Origin of the sequence: Citreicoccus inhibens (assembly GCF_019039035.1) — a bacterium.
GTDB classification, from domain to species: Bacteria; Myxococcota; Myxococcia; order Myxococcales; family Myxococcaceae; genus Citreicoccus; species Citreicoccus inhibens.
Genome location: NZ_JAHNZT010000048.1, coordinates 1 through 18703 on the forward strand (window position 1 = coordinate 1; position 18703 = coordinate 18703).

An 18703-nucleotide genomic window follows, 5' to 3' on the forward strand; every position below is an offset into this window, starting at 1 on the left:
GGTGATGTGTTTGGTTTTATTGAGGTTGGTGTTGGTGCTGCCGCCGCGAAGCCCGCCGCCGCCCCGGCTCCGGCCGCCGCGCCCGCTCCGGCCGCCGCGGAGTCCGCCGCGCAGGGCCCGGACGCGCGCATCACCCCCACGGCCAAGAAGATGGCCGAGGAGAACAAGCTGGACGTCGCCCAGCTGAAGGGCACCGGCTCCGGTGGCCGCATCACCAAGGAGGACGTGCTGGGGCAGCTCAACCGCCCGGCCACGCCTGCCGCCCCGGCCCCCGTGGCCCCGGCCGCGCCGTCTGGTCCGCGCCCCAACGCCGCGCGCGAGGAGCGCGTGCGCATGACGCCGCTGCGCAAGCGCGTGGCCGAGCGCCTCATCCAGGCCCAGTCCACCGCCGCCATGCTCACCACCTTCAACGAGGTGGACATGGGCGAGGTGATGGCCCTGCGCAAGAAGTACAACGAGAAGTTCCAGGCCAAGCACGGCGTGAAGCTCGGCTTCATGAGCTTCTTCATCCGCGCGGCCGTGGACGCCCTCAAGGCCTTCCCGCAAATCAACGCGGAGATCGACGGCGAGGACGTCATCTTCAAGCACTACTACGACATCGGCGTGGCCGTGAGCGGCAGCCGCGGTCTGGTGGTGCCGGTGGTGCGTGACGCGGACAAGGTGGGCCTGGCGGACCTGGAGAAGACGGTCGGCGACTACGGCGCCCGCGCGCGCAACGACAAGCTGACCCTGCCGGACCTGCAGGGCGGCACGTTCACCATCACCAACGGCGGCACCTTCGGCTCCATGCTGTCCACGCCCATCCTGAACCCGCCGCAGACGGGCATCCTGGGCATGCACAACATCGTCGAGCGCCCCGTGGCCCGTGACGGCCAGGTCGTCATCCGGCCCATCATGTTCGTCGCCCTCACCTACGACCACCGGCTGGTGGACGGCCGCGAGGCCGTGCAGTTCCTCGTCCGGGTGAAGGAGTGCATCGAGAACCCGGAGCGGCTGCTCCTGGACATCTGACGCGCTGCGGCTTTCAACCGCCGCAATCACGTCAAGTCCCGCAATCCAAGGGGCCGGCTGGACTTCCAGTCGGCCCTTTCACTACAACTAAGCGGCCTCCCCGGTCGTCGGGGGGGCAGGAAGAACGGGCGGCCTCTCCACACCGCCCCGCAGACCGCAAGGAAGCAACATGGCAACCGGTACCGTGAAGTGGTTCAACGACGCGAAGGGCTTCGGCTTCATCACCCAGGACGGCGGCGGCGAGGACGTGTTCTGCCACCACACCGCCATCAACATGGACGGGTTCCGCACCCTGGCCGAGGGTCAGAAGGTGGAGTTCGACGTGGCCCGCGGCCCCAAGGGCCTGCAGGCGCAGAACGTCCGCGCTGCCTGAAGTTCTCGCGTATCAGGCCACTCCTCATGGACTGGCCACATGATGAGGCCCGGTACTCCCTTGAAGGAGGCCGGGCCTCTGGCTTTGAGCGAGGGGTGCCGCGCGGCACGGCAGCGCGGCGCTTCATCGCGCTATTTCAGATAGCGCTTGAAGTGGGCCATCACGGCCTCCTGCTTGCGCTGCGTAATCAGCGGATCCGGCACCATGTGCGTCAGGCCACTGAGCGGCAACAGCTCATGCGGCTTGCCGGCGCGGAACAGCGCGTCGCTCAGCTTCAGCGAGTGGAAGAAGTAGACGTTGTCATCGGCGGTGCCGTGCATGAGCAGGAGCGCGCCCATGGGCTTGTCCTGCTTCACGTACGACAACAGCGAGCTCTTCTCGTACGCCTCGGGGTGCTCCGAGGGCACGCCGAGGAAGCGCTCGGTGTAGTGCGTGTCGTAGTCCAGCCAGTCCACCACCGGGGCGCCGGCCACCGCGGCCTTGAAGACGTCCGGGCGCTTGAGGACGGCGAGCGCGGACATGTAGCCGCCGAAGCTCCACCCCTCGATGCCCACGCGGTTCAGGTCCACCTCGGGCATCTCGGCGGCGAGCGCCTGGAGCGCGGCCACCTGGTCCTCCAGCGTGACGCCGGAGAAGTCGTACTTCACCGAGCGCTCCCACTCCGCGGTGCGCAGCGGCGTGCCCCGTCCGTCGAACTTCACGACGAGGTAGCCCTGGTCCGCCATCCACTGGTTGAGGAGGTTGGCGGCCATGGACTGGGCGACGGTGGTCGTCGTGGGGCCGGCGTACACCTCCACGATGACGGGCAGCTTCTGGCCGGGCTTGAAGTCACGCGGCTTGATGATGGCCGCCCAGAACTTGCGCGGCCCCACCTGACGGACCTCCAGGTTGGGGACGAAGGGCGGCTCGTCGGCCACCTCGGGCAGCTCGCCCACGCGGGTGCCATCCGCGCGCAGCACGTACGTGCGCGGCATGCTCTTGGGGCCCTGCGTGCCGAGCACCACGAGCCCGCCCTGCTTGGACACCGCGCCGCCCTCCATCGCGGGGCCGGTGACGCCCGACGACACCTTCTGCGGCGCGCCGCCGTCCTTCACGCGCCACAGGTAGCTCTCCGTGGGGTTGGGGCCGCCGGTGAAGAACAGCGAGTGGTCCGCCTGCACGAAGCGGCTGAGGGTGCGGAAGCCCGCGTCGGGCTTGACCACCGTGCGCACCAGCGCGCCGTCCGCCTTGCGCAGCTCCACCTCGGGGCCGCCGTTGCGCTCGGTGTACCAGAGGAAGCCGCTGCCATCCTCGAGCCACAGCGGGAAGTCCTGCTCCAGGTTGAGCCACGCCGCGTCCTTCTCGGTGAGCAGCGGCTGCGTCTTGCCCGTGCGCGGGTCGACGGACAGGACCTGCTCCTCCATCTGCGCGCGGTCCTGCACCACGAGCGTCAGCGGCCCGCCCTTGTCCCACTTCACGGTGGCCAGGTACGGGTACTTGGCCGCGTCCCACTGCGCCCACACCGTCTTGCCGCCCGCGGCCGGGACGATGCCCAGGCGCACCTTGGCGTTGGGCTTGCCCGGGCGTGGATAGGCGAACACCTCTCCGCCTCGCTCGGGGTGCATCACGTCGACGATGGTGAGCTTCTCCACGTCGCTCGTGTCGGACTCGGTGTAGGCGAGCGACTTGCCATCCGGGCTCCACCAGTAGCCCGAGAAGCGGCTCATCTCCTCCTGCGCGACGAACTCGGCCAGGCCGTGCGTCTTCTGCTCGGTGCCGCCCGTGGTGATGCGCTTCTCCTGGTTGGTCGCCAGGTCCACGCGGTACAGGTCATGGTCGCGGACGTAGGCCACCTGCTTGCCGTCCTGCGACAGGCGCGGGTCCAGCACGCCCGGGCCCGTCTTCAGCTCCTGCGACTTGCCCGTGGCGCGATCCACCACGAAGAGGCGACCGGAGAGCGGCACCAGCAGCCGCGAGCCGTCATCGGACAGGCTGTAGGTGGTGAAGCCGCGCGCGCTCACGCGCATGCGCTCCCGGCGGGCCTTCTCCTCGGGGGTGAGGGTCTCCTCGGTGCCCTGGAGGATGGAGGCGGGGGTGAGCAGCTCGCGGGTCTGCCCCGAGTCCACGTCGAACGCGTAGAGCATCTGCACGTTGGACGTGGGCTGCGTGCGCAGGAAGAGGACGGTCTTCTCGTCCGGGGTGATGCGCACGCCCACGGGACGGCCGCTCATGAAGCGGCGCGTGTCCGAGTACTGGCGCAGGAAGGTATCAACCTGGGTCTGCGAGGGAGCCATGGGAGGAGTCTTGTTCTCCTGGGCAACGGAAGGAGCGCTCATGAGAAGGAGCGCGGCGGTAAGGACCTGGCGCATGCGTGCTTGAACACCCGCCGGGGAGCGGGTCTCCTTTCGCGTGAAGGCGTGGCCGAGCCTACACTCCGCCGGCCGCGCGGGCCGGGTAACCCAAGGCCCACGAGAGGATTCCCTGGACATGCGCCCCGACGACGACGCCACGCGGCATCTGCGACTGGCCGGAGTCATCCGCCTCGCGCTGGGCGGCGGCCGAGGCCCCTCGGATGCCTACGTCTTCGACCCCCACCGGCTCGCCCTCCCCGCTTGGGTCTGCGCGCTCGGAGCGGCTGGGCCGCCAGCACTGTTGGTGACGCTCGACCGTCACCTGGACACGGTGGTGCCTGCTCGGCCCGCGGACGTGCCGGACCTCTCGGCGGGCCTGCGCGCCCTGGATGAGCACGCGCGCTGGTCCCTGGATGTCCGCAACTACGACCACATCCTCGCGGCCATGGAGGCCGGCGTGGTGGGAGACGCGCTGCTCATTGCCCGCTCACGGCCCCGGGGCGCCTTCACCGAGGACACCTACGTGGACACGCGCGGACGCGCGCACCGGCTGGTCATCGCGCCCACGGTGGACCGCGCGGCGGAGGCCTACCGAGCCCCCGCGCCCGGCGAGGCCGTGCGCACGGTGCTCGACGAGGCCGAGCGGGTGCTGCTCGACGTGGACCTGGACTGCTTCACCACCTTGAGCGACGCGGACCCCACCACGGTGATTCCCTGGCCCCGCGCGCTCATCCGGGAGTTCCTCCTGCCCGCGGACTCCGAGCCCTTCTGGGACGCGGTGCTGGGCAAGTCCGTGGCGCTGACGCTGGCCCGCGAGCCGTACCACTGCGGCGGGCTGCTCGCCTCGGGAGAGCTGTTCCGCGACCTGGCTGATGTGCTGTTCCGCGAGTTGCTGCGCGTGGAGCCGCCGTAGGCCCCGGCAACCTCACTCCACCGGCCCATCCACGAGCTTCTTCGCGGTGGCGAAGGAGAACCCCGCGCGAGCCAGCGCGGCGAGGTCGCGTCGCCGGTTCTCCTCGCGGGTGCTCAGGTCTCTGCGGAAGGGCCCCAGCCGCTTCTTGCGCGCCCAGATGCGCGCGGCGGCTTCCTCGGACACGTCCTCGGTGGCGAGCGCCAGCTTCTGCGCGACGACCTCGGGCGCGATGCCCTTCATCCGCAGCTTCTGGGTGATGACCCGAGCGCTGCGTCCCGAGGCGCGCAGCGCGTGCGCCCTCATCTCGGCGTAGGCGGGATCATTCACGAGCCCATTGCGAACGAGCTTCTCGGTGAGCGCGCGCACCCAGCCCAGCGCCTCGGCGCGGTCCCCTCCATGGCAGCGCAGCGAGCGGTCGACTCGGCGCTCCAACACCCGCTGGAGTTGGCTCACCGTCGCGGCGTAGCGCTTGAGGTAATGCAGTGCCGCGTTCTCCAGGTAGCGCGGGGACACCTTCCGGGGCTGCTTCGGCTTCTTGGGGCCACCCCGGCCCGCGTCACCCTTCTGCTCGTCTTCCATGCGGCGGCGTGTCTACCACCCAGGTCCGACACCGCGCACGCACCCACGACGTACGCCGGGCAGGCGACCTAGGGAGAGTCCAGGAACGAGGGCCGATAGTCGGTCACCTGTCCCGCGCTGAAGGAGAACCGGCCGCTCACGGGAGGACGGTCCCCGTTGAGCACGTAGCCAAAGTCGATGCGGAACGGATTCACGTTGAACTGCGGGAAGAGCAGCCGCAGGCCCACGCCCACGGAGGTCACCATCGACGGCCTGCGGTTGAACGCGCTGCCCGAGTCGAGGAAGAGCACGCCCCCCAGGTGTACGGTCTTGATGACGAGCGGCGGCGAGCGGTACTCGAGGTTGAACAGCAGGAGCCGCTTGCCCGAGTACGCATCCACGAGCGCCCCGCGCAGCCCATTGCCACCGCCCAGCAGGCTGATGCGGTCCGACAGGTCGTCGATGTTCACGTCCAGCACGCCGCGGCCCACGATGCGCCCGCCGAAGAACTGGGGCGAGGCCTGCACGAATTCGGTGGCCCAACGCCGATCCGTCCACCCCGCGTTCTCGCCGAGCTGCCGGCGAATGGACGCAGCGGCCGACACCGCGGTGAGCGCATCGCCGGCCCAGCGCACGCGGTAGCGCGCGGTCACCGCCCCTTGCGCGTAGTGCGCCGAGGACGAGAGCACGGGCGGCGCATACCGGAGCGACGCGCCAATGGAGTGACCGAGCTGCACATCCTCCGACAGCGCATACGAGTCCAAGTCATGGAACACCTCGTAGCGCGCCTCGTAGGCGCTGAGGGACAGGCTCGCGTAGGCCGCGTCCTCGGCGCGCGGCAGGTAGTTGCTGCGGAACCATGCCTCCTGCGCGTCGGTGAGCATGGAGGCGACGGGCGCGGCGTAGGCATCGTGATAGGCGCCCGCGCCCATGCCCACGTTCCACTTGTAGCGATGACCGAACGAGCGCGTGTACGTGACTCCGCCCGCCACCTCGCGCGCGTTGTAGACGTAGGGCACGGCGGGCCCGTCCGGGAACGGGAGCTGCCAGATGTCCGCGCCGCGATACTGGCGCGCGGTCTCCACGTTCCACGCCACGGAGGAGCTCACGCTCCACGGCGTGGCCAGCGAGTACAGCGGCCGACTCACGGAGAGGCTGCCGCGCGAGCCCTCGGGCTTGCCGCTCTCGCGTCCGAGCAGCACCGCCGCGGACTCACTGAGCGCCCAGCGACTGCCGAGCACGCGCCGGTCGGTGTAGCTCTGGCCCAGGCTGATCGTGTCGAGGCGGAGCACGAAATCCACCGCGACCTTCTTGCCGCGTCCGAGGAAGTTCTGCTCCGTGCCCTGCAACCTCAGGTACTGGAGCAACGAGCCCACCGCGGAGAAGTCGCTGTTGAGTCGCAGCGACCACAGGTCCTTGGTGATGAGCAGCAGCACGACCGTGCCGGGCTGACGGCCCTTCACGGTCACCGCGCGCACGGCGGAGAAGAGGCCCAGCTTGCGAAGGTTGCGCACGGACTCGTCCACGAGCGCCGCCGAGTACGGCTGGCCCGGAGTCAGCAACACCTCTCGGCGGACCACGTCATCGCGCGTGCGCGCATGGAAGATGTTGAGGAGGTTCGGGTACGGGTCGCTCTGGGCCACCACGTCCTCGGCGGCCACGCGCACATCCTCCAGCACTTTGCCTTCGGGCGCGGGCTCCACCACATCGCCGCCCCGCGCGAGGCCCCACGCGATGAGCGTCTGCTCGTAGTCCGCGCTCACGCCCGCATCGGAAGACACCCCCACCTGTTCACCGTTCGGAGCCGACGGCGTGAATCCGGTGTTCGCTCTCGCCTCAGCAGCGGACGGAACCGACGGGGAGTTCACGCCCGAATCGAATGCGGGACTCGCGCCTCCGCTCGGGGCCGACTGCACGAGAGCGGTGCCCGCATCCGAGGACGCGGCATCAGGCCCCGACGGAACCTGGGCGAGCGGTGCGACGAGCAGGGCAAGCAACAGGAGCGGCACGCGTCCATCCTGTCACGGGCCACGCCCACCGCCAGGGCCCCACCTCACGACAGCGCGGAGCGCAGCTCCCCGCCCCGAACCGCGGGCAGCGTCTCCCCGCGCGCGACAGCGGCGACGATGCGCGCGAGCTGCGCCACCCCGTCCGACAACGCCGCCGGGCCCGGCTGGAGGATGTACGCGCTCCGCACCTCGTAGAGCTGATCCGCGAGCACCGCGGGCACCGCGTCCCAGCCCGGCCGAGAGACAATCTTGTCCCGCTGGGCCTTTCGCCCACACCAGCTCGCGATGACGCCCTCGGGCGCTCGGCGCGCCACCTCCCGTGGGTCGAAGATGCGCCCCTGCGCCCCCTGGGACGCGCGCGACTCGCTGCAGATGTCCACGCCCCCCACCAGCTCCACCAACTCCGAGCACCACCGGATGCCGGAGATGAGCGGCTCGTGCCACTCCTCGAAGAAGATGCGAGGCCGCCGCGGCAGTGACTCGGCGGCGTCCGCGTGACGCTCCAGGTTGGCCTCCAGCTCCCTGGCCAGCGCATCCGCGGCCTCCGCGCGGCCCACGAGCGCTCCGGTCACGCGCACCGCCTGAAGGATCTCCGCGATGGACCGCTGGTTGAACAGGTAGACCGGCACCCCGCGCTTGCACAGCTCGCGACCGATGTCCGCCTGCAAGTCCGAGAACCCCAGCACCAGGTCCGGCTTCAGCTCGAGGATGCGCTCGAAGTTCGCGTCGAGGAACGAGCTGACCCGCGGCTTCTTGCGCGCCGCCGGCGGGCGCACCGTGAAGCCCGACACGCCGACGACGAGGTCCTCCGCGCCGATGCGGTAGAGCACCTCCGTCGTCTCCTCCGTCATGCACACCACCCGCCGCGGATAGGGCGGGGCCAAAGCGAGCAACGCGGACAGGCGGGCGTTCATGCGCGGCACCCTAACGGCCCCGCTCCGCCACCGCGAGCACGCACCCGACCCACCCGGTCCCCTCATGTTCGGATCCGCCATAACGCAACGCGCCACGCCACCCGGAGTGCGCGCGCGCGCGGGTGAATGCGAGTGGAAGCATCCTGTCCGCGCACCCGGACTTGCGGTATGGGGAGGCGGCTGGCGCAGCGGCGGGAGCCGGATTCTCGGCCCCTGATGCGCTGCGGCAGTGATGCAGGTCTCTTGGGAGACGGACATTTGCGGTGTTACCATCCCCCCGCTCGACCGGACGTTTCCCGTCCTTCTCGCTCGGTGGGGGAAGACATGATCGAAAGCGACGTCCCGACGACGGGCGCGCCACCCGACGTGACGGATCCCCTTCTGGGGAGAGTATTGAACGAGCGCTTCCGCATCTTGGAGACGCTCGGTGCCGGAGGCATGGGTCGCGTCTACAAGGCCGTCCAGTTCCCGCTGGAGCGGCTGGTGGCGTTGAAGGTGCTCAACCCGCAGTACAGCGACGGCAAGGACCCCGGATTCCAGAAGCGCTTCTTCCTGGAAGCCAGCGTCACCGCGCGGCTGCGCCATCCGAACACCGTCACCGTCATCGACTACGGCAAGACCGACGACGGCATCTTCTACATCGCCATGGAGTACCTGGAGGGGCTCACGCTCTCGCAGCTCCTCACCCAGGAAGGGCCGCTGCCGTGGAACCGCGCCCTCAACATCACCCAGCAGGTGGCGCGTTCACTGAGAGAGGCCCACAAGGTCGGCCTCATCCATCGCGACCTGAAGCCCGCCAACATCATGGTCCTCAATCAAGAGACCGACCATGACGTGGTGAAGGTGCTCGACTTCGGCCTGGTGAAGTCCATCCAGGGCGACGCGGATCCAGTCCCCAAGGACGCGTCGCTCACGCAGACGGGCATCATCCTGGGCTCGCCGCAGTACATGGCGCCCGAGCAGGCGCGCAACGTCTCCGACCCGCGCAGCGACATCTACAGCCTGGGCGTGGTGCTCTACCAGATGCTCATGGGACGGCCGCCGTTCCTGGCCGCGCAGAGCATCGACGTCATCGTCAAGCACATCAACGAGCCGCCGCCCGCGTTCGGCTCGCTGTGGCCCGAGCACACCGTCACGGCCGAGGTCGAGGCCGTGGTGATGAAGTGCCTGGCCAAGCGCGCCGAGGACCGCTTCCAGTCCATGGAAGACGTGATGAACGCCATGCGCCGCGCGGCCGCGGCCTCGGGGGTCAGCGGCGTCTTCTCCAGCCCCCGCACGGCGGTGGGCAGCGGCCCCATCAGCGGTCCGCACACCGGCCCGCACGCGATGCCCGGCTCGGGCCCCAGCACCATGGCGCTGGACATCTCCGTGGAGGAGCCCGAGAAGAAGAGCCAGAAGGGGCTCATGGTCGCGCTGTTCGGCGGCGCGGTGCTCCTTGGCATCGCGGGCGCGTTGGTCGTGGCACTGCGCCCGGCCACGCCCGAGCCCACCGCGCCCACTCCCATCGAGGCCGCCGCCGTCGCGCCCAACCCGGCCCCCACGCCCACGCCCACGCCGCCTCCGGCGCGCGATGACCTGGCGCCCATTCCGGATCCGGTCCGCTTCCTCATCACCACGGAGCCCTCCGGCGCTCAGGTGGAGTACGAGGGCAAGCTGGTGGGCGAGACGCCGGTGAACATCGAGGTTCCCTCGGACGCGCTCGGTCACGCGAGCGCCCAGCTCACCTTCAGCCTGGACGGCTATCAGCGGATCATCGTCCAGGCCGAGGGCACCGGCACCGAGATTCGGTTCAACCAGAAGCTCACGAAGACGAAGAAGGCGAGCACGCGTCCTGCCAAGGGCGCGGGCTCGTCCGCGTACAAGGACGATCCCTACCAGTGAGAACAGTGAAAGCCCTCCAGCGAGCGGCCCTCGTCGCGGTGTGTCTGTGCGCGACCGAGGCCCTGGCGGACGCCCGCCTCGAGGCCCGTCGTCACTTCCGCAACGGCATGAGTCTCATCGCCTCGGGGCAGTTCGACCCGGGCATCGCCGAGCTGGAAGCGGCCTATGCCATCAAGCCGCACCCCAACGTCCTCTTCAACATCGCCCGCGCGTATCAGGACGCGGGCCGCAACCAGGAAGCGCTCGACACGTTCAAGCGCTACCTGGCCTCGAACCCGGCGGACTCCTCGTCCGTGACGGGACAGGTGGCCAAGCTGGAAGCAGCGCTCAAGGCCGCCGAGGTGGCGGCGGAGCCGAAACCCGGCGCGAGCGGCTCGTCGCTGCCCATGCCGCCGCCGCCCGCGAGCGTGCAGACGACGCAGCAGCTCGCCACGCTGATGGAGCGGCTGGAGAAGGCCATCGCTCGCGCGGAGTCCCTGCCGAGCCAGCCGCAGCAAGGCCCGGCCTCCTCCACCTACGTGCCCGTCGCCCTGCCGGGCTCGGGCGTGGAGGCCGCCGCCGCCCCCGCGGTGGATGAGGGCGCGGTGCCCTACGAAGAGCGCGTCGTGACGGCGAGCCGTCGCGCGCAGTCCTCGCTCGAGGCGCCCAACGCGACCACCGTCATCACGGCGGAAGACATCCGCCTGTCGGGCGCCACCAGCCTGTCGGAGCTGATGCGCCGGGTGCCGGGCGCGGACGTGATGACGCTGGGCGTGGGCAGCGCGAACGTGTCGCTGCGCGGCTTCAACCAACGCATCGCCAACAAGGTGCTCGTCCTCGTGGACGGCCGCACCGAGTACCAGGACTTCCTCGGCCTGACGCTCTGGTCCACGCTGCCCATCGGGCTGGATGAAATCGAGCGCATCGAGGTCATCCGTGGACCGGGCAGCGCCCTGTACGGCGCCAACGCCATGCTCGGCGTCATCAACATCATCACCCAGGCGCCCGGCAGCGGCCCTCGCTCGCGCTTCACCGCGACGGTGGGCAGCGGCCACACGGTGGACGGCTCGTTCGTCAGCCACGGCGGCTCGGGCCCGCTGCGCTTCCGCGCCTCGGCGGCGTACGCGCAAGAGGACAAGTGGAGCCGCGACTACGGCGATGATCGCCCGGACGTGGCGCTGTTGGGTGGCTCGCCGGAGATTGGTCTGCGCGGCGCGCGTGGCAACCTGTCCACCGTCTACACGTTCGACAACGGGCGGCAGCTCGGCGTCTCCGGCGGCGTGCACCGCTACGCCACGGAGGTCTATCCGCTGGGCCTCCTGCGCAACTACTATCTCAACGGCCTCAGCGCGTACGCGAAGAGCGACGTGGAGCTGGGCCCCATCAAGGTCAAGGCGTTCTGGAACCACCTCGCGGTGGACGCGGGACCGCAGTACGAGCCCATTGGCCAGCGCTCGCTGGCCACGCACGTCACGTCCAACGTGTTCAACGGCGAGGCGCTGTACGCCAAGAACTTCGAGTTGGCCGGTGAGCACCAGGTGAACATCGGCGTGGAGGGCCGCCTCAAGCGCGTGGCCTTCAGCTACCTGGGGCCGCTGCGTCAGGAGGTCCACGCCGCGGCCTTCATCCAGGACGAGTGGCGCGTGGTGGAGCCCTTCCGCTTTGTGGCCAGCTACCGCGTGGACCGCCACCCGCTGCTGGACAACGGCAAGCCCGGGCTTGCGCATTCGCCGCGCGTCTCGGCGCTGTTCACGCCGTTCGAGGGTCAGGCGTTCCGGGCCTCGGCGGCCTCGGCCTTCCGCGAGCCCACCTTCCTCGAGAGCTACACGCGGCTTCCCGTCCCGGTGCCGGGCGTCAACGGCGCCAGCGTGCTCACCACGGGCAGCACGCAGCTGCGTCCCGAGCGCCTCACCGCCCTGGAGCTGGGGTGGCGCGGCGAGGCCCCGGAGCTGGGCTTCGACTGGGACCTGGCGCTCTACCAGAACACGGTGAAGGACCTCATCGGCCTGTCCGCGTTCCAGGCCCTGCCCGCGGGCGAGGCGTATGACCCGGGCACTGGCAGCTACCTCCTGGGCCGCTCGGTCTTCCAGAACGAGGCCGCCATCTACACGGCGCGCGGCGTGGAGGCCGGCGTCACGCTGGCCCCCATTGACGGCTTGGGCATCAAGGCCAGCGCCGCGATCCAGCACATGACGGCGCAGAACGAGGAGCAGTGCGGCCCGTGCAGCCAGGCCCCCGGGGTCAAGCTGTACGGCGGCGTCACGTACCGCACGCGCGCGGACCTGGAGTTCGGCGTGGACGCGGCCTTCACCTCGTCCACCACGTGGATCGAGCGCGAGCCCTCCCCGTCCGACCCCACCACCGTGCAGTTCAACTCGAACCCCCTGTCGGCCTACACGGTCATCAACGCGCGCGTGGGCTACGAGGCCGTGAAGGACGCGGTGTCCGTCGCGCTCGTCGGCAGTCACCTGGGCGGCACGCACGCCCAACATCCCTTTGGCAATCGCATCGAGCGGCGAGTCTTCGCCACGCTGACGGTGACTCCATGAGCCGCCCCATTCCTGCTTCCACCCGGGCCCTGTGGGCCCTGGCCGTCTCGTCCGTGCTGTCCGCGGGCTGCGAGTCCCCGCCCGTGGTTCCCACCGCGGATCACCAGCAGAACACCCGCGCCGGCCGCATCGAGGGCACGCTCGTGGCGCAGACCCGCGCGCGCGGCAACGCCATCGTGTTCATCTACGACGCGGACCGTCCGCCCCCGCCCGTCGGGACCGGTCGGCCCAAGGCCTTCACCGTCATCCCCGCCGTGGAGTTGTTCGGACAGGCCCTGGGCGACCCCTCGGCCACCGGCCCCTTCACCGCGCCGTTCACGCTGAGCCTGGTGGAGCCCGGCCGCTACCTGCTGCGCGGCTTCATCGACGCGGACACCTGCCGCACGGGCGCGCAGCCCTGCCACACCTCGGACTTCATCCCCTGGTATGGCGTCACCGGCGAGCCCAACATGGGCGACGTGGGCGGCGCCGCGGTGGACCTGGCCACGGGGGCCTCGCGCATCTTGGAGGTGACCTCGGACGCGGACGGCTGGCCTCAGCCGCTCACCGGCGTCGCGGTCTCCTTCTCCGACACGGCCACCGTGCCGTTGGATCGACCCGCCTTCCAGGTCGCCGTCGGCACGCGCACGCTGGACGCGAAGTCCGGCACCAAGCTCCTCAAGCTGCGGCCCCAGGTCATCTCCCAGGGAGGCGTGGAGCAGCGCCCGCCGGGCTTCCTGGTGCAGTACGTGGACGACAACCACGACGGCATCCCGGATGACGCCAACCACGACAACGTGGGCGACCTGTGGCCCAAGGTGGTGGTGCGCAAGCTGGCCGGTACCGTGGGCGTGCTCGACGAGAACGACCTGGACCACAACGGCATCCCGGACGCCGAGGGCGTGGACTACGTGCACACCGATGGGATGCGCGACGGTCAGCCGGACGTCGTGGTGCTCGCCGCGGGGCTGGTGCCGGACGCGCTCATCGCCGCGCTCACCGATGAGCAGGGCGCGCCGCGCATGAAGCCCATCATCGCCCCCGAGTTGGACATCGCCATCCGGCCCATCGCGCTGGATGCACGCAACCCGGCCGCGCCCGCGCCGCTGGCCTCGCTGCCCTCGGGCCGCTACTCCATCACCCTCATCACCTCGACGGGCCAGACGTGGCGCGTGCCCAACGAGTTGGATCCGGCCCTGGCCCCCGCGCTGGGCCTGCCCTCGGTGGAGACCCAGTCATTCACCATCGAGGTCCCCTAGTCCGCTCCGTGATGGCCACCGCGCGGCGCGCTCTTTCCGCCGCGCGCCAGGCAACCTGACAAGCAGGCGATATCCTGCGCGCCCGGCTTCACGCAGGTGGCAACTGAACCCAGGAAATCGATCTGTACGGGATGTCCTGACTTTGACTTCGAGGGGGGGTTCCGACAACATGGGTGCGTTCCACGGGGGGCTGTTCCTCCGGGTTCGCCCTCTCATGAAGTCAGGCCCCCTCCCCACTCCCGAAGCGCCATCCCCTCGTCTGTCCGGGAGTACGCCTGCGGTGCGCCCGACCTCCGGAGTCTCGCCCCAGCGTGTGCTGCTGGTGGATGACAGCCGCTCCATCCGGACGCTGCTGAAAATCTACCTGATGGCCCGCAGCTTCGAGTTCCTCGAGGCGGAGTCCGCCGAGGAGGGACTGAAGGTCGCCGAGGCCAGCCCGGTGGACCTCATCCTCACGGATTTCCACATGGATGGGATGAACGGGGCGGACTTCGCGGCGCAGATTCGCGCCAGCGCGAACGTGCGGCTCGCCAAGGTTCCCATCCTGATGATGACGGGCGACCCCAACGTCGCCGAGGTGCGTGCCCTGGGCCAGAAGGCCGGCATCAGCGCCTTCGTCCGCAAGCCGGTGAGCTGCGCACAGCTCATGACGCTGGTGGACACCATCCTTCCCCTGCCCCGCAAGTAACGCGCGTCCACCTCAGGCCACGCGTCGTGTCTGAGGCGCGCGAGCCCGTCGCTGACGCAGCGCTTCGCCCACGCGCACGGCCAACAGCAGCGCGAGCACCGCGCCGTAGACCAACGGCTCGGTGACGTCGCGCTTCACCCGCCACGCGAAGTGCACCACGCCCAGCGCGGCGGCGGCGTAGGCCAGCCGGTGCAATCGCTGCCACTGGGGAAAGCCCAGCCGACGCACCGACGCCTTCGTCGACGTCACGGCGAGCGGCACGAGCAACACCAGCGCGGTGAAGCCCACGGTGATGAAGGGCCGCTTCACCACATCCGTGGCGAGCGCGGACAGCGCGAGGTTCTGATCCAGCACGACATACGTGAGGAGGTGGGCCACGGCATACGTGAAGGCCAGGAGCCCCAACGTGCGGCGCACGCGCGCGGGCCAGGTCCAGCCAGACAGCAGTCGCAGCGGCGTGCACGCGAGCGAGGCCAACAGCAGCACCAGGGCCGTGAGCCCCGTCTGATTCAAGGCGCGCTCGATGGCGTTCGCGCCAAGCGAGCCCTGTGCGCCCTGAATGACGAGGACCACCAAGGGCGCAAGACCGCCCACGGTGAGCGCGGGGTTGAGCCACGGATGCGGAGGCGAGGCCATGGGGTGTCCCTCAGAAATCCCGGCTCAGGTCCATGCCCTGGTACAGCGAGGCCACCTGCTCCGCGTAGCCGTTGAACGGCAGCGTGGGCCGGCGACGGAACTCGCCGAGGCGGCGCTCATGGGCCTGACTCCAGCGCGGATGATCCACCGCAGGGTTCACGTTCGCATAGAAGCCGTACTCGCGCGGCGCCGCGAGGTTCCAGGTCGTAGGTGGCTGCTCGCGCGTGAGCGTGATGCGGACAATGGATTTGATTCCCTTGAAGCCATACTTCCACGGGACGACGAGCCGCAGCGGCGCGCCGTTCTGCGGCGGGAGCTGCTTGCCATAGAGCCCGGAGGCCAGGAGCGTCAGGGGATGCTGCGCCTCATCCAGGCGCAAACCCTCGACGTAAGGCCAGTCCAACACGCCGCGCCGTTGGCCGGGCATCTGCTCGGGATCGTTCAGCGTGGTGAAGGCCACGTACCGAGCGGCGCCCGTGGGCCGAGCGCGTTCCAGCAGCCGCGCCAGGGGAAAGCCCAGCCACGGAATCACCATGGACCACGCCTCCACGCAGCGCATGCGATAGACGCGCTCCTCCAGCGGGAACGCCGCGAGGAGCGCGTCGATGTCCCACGTGCGCGGCTCGTGCACCTCGCCATCCACGACCACGGTCCACGGCCGCGTTCGCAGCGTGCCCGCGTGGCGAGCGGGGTCGCTCTTGTCGAGGCCGAACTCGTAGAAGTTGTTGTACGTGGTGACGACGTCGTAGGGCGTGCGCGGCTCGTCCGTGTCCAAGGCCCCCACCCCATGCGCCACGGGCTGGGGCACTTCCCCTGCGTCCGGCACGAGCACATCCGAGGGAGGCGCCTGGCGCGCGCCCAGCCAGTACAAGCCTCCGCCCACGCCCACGGCCGTGCCCGTGAAGAGAGCGACGTTCCGGATGAAGTCGCGGCGGCGCAGGTAGAGCTTCTCGGGGGTGACCTCGGAAGCGGGTGGCTCGGGCGGAAGCGGGTCGGCCATGGCGCAGGCTATAACGCCCGAGCCCGCCGCGCGGTTACCGCCCCTGCGCGAGATGCCCCACGCCCCGCGCGTCCTTCAGGCGCCACAGCCGCCACCAAGGCGTACCCGGCGACGCGTGATGCTCCCAGTGGTAGCCAAAGAAGTAGCAGGACAGCAGGGCCCACGCGTGATTGCGCGTCAGCGAGCGCGCGTGGTGCGGCGCCATGTCCTCGGTGTGCGGATGCCGGTGCGGCAGGTAGGTGCCGAAGCAGAAGAGCTGGAGGGTGCCCAGGACGGAGGGCACTACCCAGAAGGCCCACAGGCGCTCGCGCGTCGCCCCGGCGAGCAGGAGCAGGTTGAACTGGAGCGCCATGACCACCCACTGCCCCCACGTGGTGTAGCGGGCCATGAAGAGCGCCAGCCACGGCACGAAGGACTGCGAACGGGTGGAGAAGTCCGGGTCGCTCGCGTCCGTGGGTGCCGCGTGGTGCGCCGAGTGGTGGGCCACGAGCCGTCGATAGGACAGGCCCGCGAAGAGGAAGCACGCGGCCATGCCCACCGCGTCGTTCACAATTCGGTGACGTGACACCGCGCGGTGCATGGCGTCATGGGCCGTGATGAAGAGGCCGGTGCACAGGGAGACCTGAAGCGCTCCGTGCAGCCACGCCGCGGGAGACGTCCAGGACAGCCCCGGCGCGCGCAGCAACCAGACGAGGTGCGCGCACCACGCGCCCATCAGGCCGAGCGCGATGAGCAGGCCCCACGGCCCGGGAGACTCCGGACGCTGACGCGGCGGCGTGTCCATCGGGTCCGCGAGGTCCGTGCCCTGCCCTCCGCGCTCCCGAGCCCTGGAGCGCGGAGGAAGGAAGCACGAGCGGCGCCCTACTTCTTGCCGGCCGCGGGGCGCGCGGTGGCGGGGTTCGCCGCGTCACGTACGAGCTGATCCGCGGTGACGTAGCGGGGCTCGATGTCCACCGGCACGTTCTTGAGCTTGGCGAGGACTCGCTGGACCTCGGGGCGGACCACGCCCTGCTTGGCGAGGAGCGCCTCGGCCGCCACGCGGTCTCCGCTGGCCTGCAGCTCCATGAGCTGACGGGTCAGCGCGGTCACGGACTCGGGCATCTTGTCCGCGACGACGGAGAAGGTGCCGTCCGCGTTCACCTTCACGGCGCCCGTGTCCAGGAAGTGATTGAGCTGGAGGGCAATGCCCTTGCCGTGCGCTTCATCGACGCCGAAGCGGATGGAGCGGAACGCGGAGGCCAGGAACGTCGTGTACATGGTGCGCGACATCGACTTCTCGATGACGCCCTTGTCCACCAGCCGCTGGAGCGCCCACAGGCCGGAGATGTCGGCCTTGGCCTCCTCGATGGCGCTGGAGGCCACCTGGAGCGCCTGCCGCACCGTCGTCTCCTTGCCGCCAACGACGATGTTGTGAGGCCCCAGGCCGTGCATCAACTCGTGCATGAGGATGTGCGTGAAGAAGGCGTCGAAGGCCACGTCCTTGCGCTCCTTCTCCGTGAGCGCCACCTTCGCGATGGGCACGAGCACGCGCTGGAACTTGGCCTCCTGCACGTTCTTCAGCATGACGCGCTTGGTGCCCTTCTCGGCCGCCACGCGCTCATCGTTGGGCAGATTGAAGGCGGCGGTCTGCACGCCGCGGTTGCCATCACCCGAGGAGTAGAGGCTGTTGATGACGCGGATGGGCGCCAGCGCGCCCAGCTTCGGGTTGCGCAGCCTGGCGTCGATGGGGAGGTTGTTCTCCAGCTCCTGAAGCTCGGCGCTGAACTTCGTCAGCTTCTGCGTCTCGGCGTCATCGCGCAGGCCGATGAAGGACTCGAAGGCCGCCTTGTAGTTGAACCAGTTGTCCTCGTAGACCTCGTAGGGCCCGATGGTCGGATCGATGCTCGCGTCCAGCTCCATCCACGCCACTTCGCTGGCGTAGTAGTCGTTGGACAGGAACGCGTCCGCGCGCTTGGTGAGGAAGGCCTTCAGCGTGGGCTGCTGGGTGAGCGCCGCGGCCTCGCGCAGGCGCTGCGCCGCGATGGCCAGCTCGCCCTGGTACTCGACGCTGTAGGGCACGGTGACGAACTTGCCGTCGGGGCCGCGCCGGATGGTGGTGAAGAAGCCGGTGGCCTGGTGCTGCTGCGCCTCGGGCAGGGACTTCACCCAGGCCTCCACCTCCGCCTTGGTGGCGCCGGCCGGGTAGAAGTTGCCCTCGTCAGGCTTGGCGGGCACGCCGGGCATGAAGGGCTGCGCCTCATCCAGGCGCGACCACGGGCCCTTGTTGAGCAGGAACGCGTGCAGGCGCGCGCGCCCCAGGGCCGAGTCGTCGTGCACGAGGTCGAGCAGGAGCGTCTCGTTGCCCGCCCAGGCCTGCCGCAGGAAGAGCGGATCCATCACGCGGGCGGCCTCGACGATCTTCGCGAGGGCGAGCTTCTCCTCGGGAGGCAGCGCCTTGACGTCCACCTTGAGGTCCACCGGCGCGAAGCGCGCGGTCATCCGCTGGAGTTCGACGGCATCCGGGAAGCGCTCGGGGCTCTTTTCCGCGGCGGGGGCGGCGCTCCCCACGAGCAGCGCGCCCAGCAGGGGCAGGAAGGTTCGGGTCATGCCTCCCTCCCTAGCGCATTGTGTTCCCCCCTCCCAGC

General features: G+C 69.8%; 15 protein-coding genes. 7 read left to right on the plus strand and 8 right to left on the minus strand.

The genetic code is table 11. From position 1 onward, the window contains the following. Together odhB and KRR26_RS32890 are read left to right on the plus strand one after the other, a co-directional pair. The coding region (gene odhB, locus KRR26_RS32885; RefSeq protein ID WP_217081763.1) for a 2-oxoglutarate dehydrogenase complex dihydrolipoyllysine-residue succinyltransferase at positions 1 to 1011 on the plus strand (1011 nt) is incomplete at its 5' end. Positions 1012 to 1180: 169 nt separating this feature from the next. Continuing rightward, on the plus strand, positions 1181 to 1384 hold the full coding sequence (locus KRR26_RS32890) for a cold-shock protein (RefSeq protein ID WP_120203165.1): 204 nt from the start codon (positions 1181 to 1183) through the stop codon (positions 1382 to 1384). 131 nt (positions 1385 to 1515) lie between these two features. Here KRR26_RS32890 and KRR26_RS32895 read toward each other — a convergent pair whose 3' ends face one another. Continuing rightward, complete coding sequence (locus KRR26_RS32895; protein ID WP_217081764.1) at positions 1516 to 3732, minus strand: S9 family peptidase; 2217 nt, start codon at positions 3730 to 3732, stop codon at positions 1516 to 1518. A 118-nt stretch (positions 3733 to 3850) separates the two neighbouring features. Here KRR26_RS32895 and KRR26_RS32900 point away from each other — a divergent pair, with 118 nt between their 5' ends. Further along, a complete protein-coding gene (locus KRR26_RS32900; protein ID WP_217081765.1) occupies positions 3851 to 4627 on the plus strand; it encodes a UPF0489 family protein in 777 nt (258 codons plus the stop codon). Positions 4628 to 4639: 12 nt separating this feature from the next. On the opposite strand, the gene KRR26_RS32905 is transcribed toward KRR26_RS32900, so the two are convergent. The 3 genes from KRR26_RS32905 to KRR26_RS32915 all read right to left on the minus strand — a co-directional run bounded on the left by KRR26_RS32905 (position 4640) and on the right by KRR26_RS32915 (position 8108). Further along, positions 4640 to 5206, minus strand: a complete 567-nt coding sequence (locus tag KRR26_RS32905; protein ID WP_217081766.1) for a regulatory protein RecX — start codon at positions 5204 to 5206, stop codon at positions 4640 to 4642. 68 nt (positions 5207 to 5274) lie between these two features. Then, complete coding sequence (locus tag KRR26_RS32910) at positions 5275 to 6966, minus strand: BamA/TamA family outer membrane protein (protein ID WP_328707249.1); 1692 nt, start codon at positions 6964 to 6966, stop codon at positions 5275 to 5277. Positions 6967 to 7238: 272 nt separating this feature from the next. Continuing rightward, a complete protein-coding gene (locus KRR26_RS32915) occupies positions 7239 to 8108 on the minus strand; it encodes an ABC transporter substrate-binding protein (RefSeq protein ID WP_217081768.1) in 870 nt (289 codons plus the stop codon). Between the two features lie 324 nt (positions 8109 to 8432). Between KRR26_RS32915 and KRR26_RS32920 the strand changes: the two genes are divergently transcribed. The 4 genes from KRR26_RS32920 (at position 8433) to KRR26_RS32935 (ending at position 14443) form a co-directional block, all read left to right on the plus strand. Continuing rightward, positions 8433 to 9989, plus strand: a complete 1557-nt coding sequence (locus KRR26_RS32920) for a serine/threonine protein kinase (RefSeq protein WP_120203176.1) — start codon at positions 8433 to 8435, stop codon at positions 9987 to 9989. Next, positions 9986 to 12517, plus strand: a complete 2532-nt coding sequence (locus KRR26_RS32925) for a TonB-dependent receptor domain-containing protein (protein WP_328707250.1) — start codon at positions 9986 to 9988, stop codon at positions 12515 to 12517. Before KRR26_RS32920 ends, KRR26_RS32925 begins: the two co-directional genes overlap by 4 nt. Further along, on the plus strand, positions 12514 to 13755 hold the full coding sequence (locus KRR26_RS32930) for a hypothetical protein (protein WP_217081769.1): 1242 nt from the start codon (positions 12514 to 12516) through the stop codon (positions 13753 to 13755). Before KRR26_RS32925 ends, KRR26_RS32930 begins: the two co-directional genes overlap by 4 nt. 214 nt (positions 13756 to 13969) lie before the next feature. Then, entirely contained in the window at positions 13970 to 14443 is a 474-nt protein-coding gene (locus KRR26_RS32935; RefSeq protein ID WP_120203370.1) for a response regulator, read from the plus strand. 12 nt (positions 14444 to 14455) lie between these two features. Here KRR26_RS32935 and KRR26_RS32940 read toward each other — a convergent pair whose 3' ends face one another. The 4 genes from KRR26_RS32940 to KRR26_RS32955 form a co-directional block, all read right to left on the minus strand. Continuing rightward, positions 14456 to 15079 carry a protein-methionine-sulfoxide reductase heme-binding subunit MsrQ gene (locus tag KRR26_RS32940; protein WP_120203179.1) on the minus strand — a complete coding sequence of 208 codons (624 nt, stop codon included), beginning with the start codon at positions 15077 to 15079 and terminating at the stop codon, positions 14456 to 14458. Positions 15080 to 15089: 10 nt separating this feature from the next. Continuing rightward, on the minus strand, positions 15090 to 16079 hold the full coding sequence (gene msrP / locus KRR26_RS32945) for a protein-methionine-sulfoxide reductase catalytic subunit MsrP (RefSeq protein WP_120203181.1): 990 nt from the start codon (positions 16077 to 16079) through the stop codon (positions 15090 to 15092). Positions 16080 to 16113: 34 nt separating this feature from the next. Then, a complete protein-coding gene (locus KRR26_RS32950; protein ID WP_120203182.1) occupies positions 16114 to 16863 on the minus strand; it encodes a fatty acid desaturase in 750 nt (249 codons plus the stop codon). A gap of 77 nt (positions 16864 to 16940) precedes the next feature. Continuing rightward, complete coding sequence (locus KRR26_RS32955) at positions 16941 to 18665, minus strand: dipeptidyl-peptidase 3 family protein (RefSeq protein ID WP_120203184.1); 1725 nt, start codon at positions 18663 to 18665, stop codon at positions 16941 to 16943. Between the last annotated feature and the right edge of the window lie 38 nt (positions 18666 to 18703).

Coding starts and splice junctions, on each gene's coding strand:
- KRR26_RS32895 (WP_217081764.1), bottom strand. CDS start 3,732: ATGCGCCAGGTCCTTACCGCCGCGCTCCTTCTCATGAGCGCTCCTTCC.
- KRR26_RS32915 (WP_217081768.1), bottom strand. CDS start 8,108: ATGAACGCCCGCCTGTCCGCGTTGCTCGCTTTGGCCCCGCCCTATCCG.
- KRR26_RS32930 (WP_217081769.1), top strand. CDS start 12,514: ATGAGCCGCCCCATTCCTGCTTCCACCCGGGCCCTGTGGGCCCTGGCC.
- KRR26_RS32935 (WP_120203370.1), top strand. CDS start 13,970: ATGAAGTCAGGCCCCCTCCCCACTCCCGAAGCGCCATCCCCTCGTCTG.
- KRR26_RS32950 (WP_120203182.1), bottom strand. CDS start 16,863: ATGGACACGCCGCCGCGTCAGCGTCCGGAGTCTCCCGGGCCGTGGGGC.
- KRR26_RS32955 (WP_120203184.1), bottom strand. CDS start 18,665: ATGACCCGAACCTTCCTGCCCCTGCTGGGCGCGCTGCTCGTGGGGAGC.
- KRR26_RS32940 (WP_120203179.1), bottom strand. CDS start 15,079: ATGGCCTCGCCTCCGCATCCGTGGCTCAACCCCGCGCTCACCGTGGGC.
- KRR26_RS32920 (WP_120203176.1), top strand. CDS start 8,433: ATGATCGAAAGCGACGTCCCGACGACGGGCGCGCCACCCGACGTGACG.
- KRR26_RS32900 (WP_217081765.1), top strand. CDS start 3,851: ATGCGCCCCGACGACGACGCCACGCGGCATCTGCGACTGGCCGGAGTC.
- KRR26_RS32890 (WP_120203165.1), top strand. CDS start 1,181: ATGGCAACCGGTACCGTGAAGTGGTTCAACGACGCGAAGGGCTTCGGC.
- msrP (WP_120203181.1), bottom strand. CDS start 16,079: ATGGCCGACCCGCTTCCGCCCGAGCCACCCGCTTCCGAGGTCACCCCC.
- KRR26_RS32905 (WP_217081766.1), bottom strand. CDS start 5,206: ATGGAAGACGAGCAGAAGGGTGACGCGGGCCGGGGTGGCCCCAAGAAG.